Origin of the sequence: Streptomyces sp. NPDC017202 (assembly GCF_044331705.1) — a bacterium.
GTDB lineage: Bacteria > Actinomycetota > Actinomycetes > Streptomycetales > Streptomycetaceae > Streptomyces.
Map to the genome: position 1 here is coordinate 1 of NZ_JBIRNP010000049.1, position 2,022 is coordinate 2,022.

At 74.1% G+C, this 2,022-nt stretch carries 1 protein-coding gene; it reads left to right on the top strand.

Going from position 1 to position 2,022, the window contains the following annotated elements; all coding sequences use genetic code 11:
- Nucleotides 1–3 precede the first annotated feature (3 nt).
- A partial coding sequence (locus ACH4N1_RS34945) for an acyltransferase domain-containing protein (protein WP_398104560.1) occupies nucleotides 4–2,022 on the top strand: 2,019 nt, incomplete at its 3' end.

The following is a 2,022-nucleotide window of genomic DNA, read 5'->3' on the forward strand; positions in this document are numbered from 1 at the left end:
GCGTTGTCGCTCGAGGACGCGGCTCGTGTGGTGGCGTTGCGCAGTCGTGCGTTGCTGCGGCTGGCCGGCACCGGCGGCATGGTCTCCGTCTCCCTTCCGGCGGTGGAACTGGAGCGACGGCTGGAGCGCCGTTCCGGAACCGTCTCGGTCGCGGCGGTCAACGGACCGGCGTCCGTCGTCGTGGCCGGGGACGTGGCCGCTCTCGACGCCCTGACGGCCGAACTCGACGCCGAAGGGGTGCGCGCCCGCCGCATCCCGGTCGACTACGCCTCGCACTCCGCCCACGTCGAGGAACTACGCGAGGAACTGCTGGAGATCCTCGCGCCGATCCGGCCGCGGGAAGCGCGGGTGCCGTTCTTCTCGACGGTCGACTGCGCGTTCAAGGACACCTCTGGACTGGACGCCGAGTACTGGTACACAAACCTGCGGCGGACGGTGCGCATGGAGGAGGCCGTCCGGGCCTTGGCCGACGCCGGTTTCCGCCACTTCGTGGAGGCCAGCCCGCACCCGGTGCTGACGGTCGGCGTCGAGGAGACCCTGGCCGACCTCAGCCCCCAGGCCGGAGACGGCTTGGTCCTGTCGACGCTGCGGCGCGACGAGGGCGGCCTCGACCGCTTCCTGCTCTCCCTCGCCGAGGCCTTCGTCAACGGCCTGCCGGTTGACTGGTCCCGCGCCCTGCCGACTGGCGACCGGGCCGCCTTCGACCTGCCGACCTACCCGTTCCAACGGGAGCGCTACTGGCTGGACGCCACCGCCGGGACGGCCGACGTGACGGCTGCCGGCCTGGACACGGCCGACCATCCGCTGCTGGGCGCGGTCGTCCCGCTCGGCGACGGCAGCGGCGTACTGCTGACCGGCAGGATCGCTCTGCACACCCACCCGTGGCTGGCCGACCACGGCGTCTCCGGCACCGCGCTCCTCCCCGGCACCGCCTTCCTGGACATGCTGATCCGGGCCGGCGAGGCCACCGGGGCCGACCGGGTCGAAGACCTCACGCTGGTGGCTCCGCTCCTGCTTCCCGGGACCGGAGGCGTCGCGGTGCAGGTGGCCGTGTCCGAAGCGGACGACACGGGACGCCGTGCCGTCACGGTGTACGCCCGCCCGGACTCCGCCGGTGCCGACGAGGAATGGACCCTGCACGCCACCGGCGCCCTGGGCCGCACGGACGGCGCACCACAGCCGTCCGGTACCCTCGCCGGCGCCTGGCCGCCGCCCGGTGTGACCCCGATCGACCTCACGGACGCCTACGAGCGGCTGAGGGCACTCGGTTACGAGTACGGCGCGTCCTTCCAGTGCCTGCACCGGCTGTGGCGGCAGGGCGACGACCTGTTCGCCGAGGTGCGGCTGAGGCCGGAGGAGCAGCGCGAGGCCCGGCGCTTCGCCGTCCACCCGGCTCTGCTGGACGCCGCCCTGCACCCGCTGGCCATGGGCGAGCTGGGTGAGCCGCGGCCAGGAGCGCTGCCGTTCTCCTGGTCGGGCGTGTCCGTGCACGCCGTCGGCGCCACGGTGCTCCGGGTCCGGTTGAGTCCCGCGACCGGTGACGCGGCGGCGATCGAGATCGCCGACCCGCTCGGCGCGCCGGTCGCCTCCGTCGAGTCCCTGGTGCTGCGCGAGGCGGTGCAGGGCGGGCCCTCGGCCCAGGAGCGCCGACTGCCGTTGTTCGAGGTGGACTGGCAGCCGTTCGCCGCGCCCGACACCGGACACAACGTCTCCGGCTGGGCGCTGCTCGGAGCCGACCCCCTGGGCCTCGCCGCCGGGGGCCCGGGGGCCGCCCTGGAGCGGGTGGCCGACCTCGACGCCCTCGCGGACGCCGACCGGACCGCACCCGATCCCCAGGTCGTGCTCTGGCAGGCCGTGCCGCCGGCACCGGGCCGCGCCGGAGAACCCGTACCGCCGGAAGCCGCCCAGGAACTCCTGGAGCACACCCTGTCTTTGGTGCGGGGGTGGTTGGGGGATGTGCGGTGGTTGTCGTCTCGGTTGGTGGTGGTGACGCGGGGTGCTGTGGGGCCTGGTGGGGTGTCG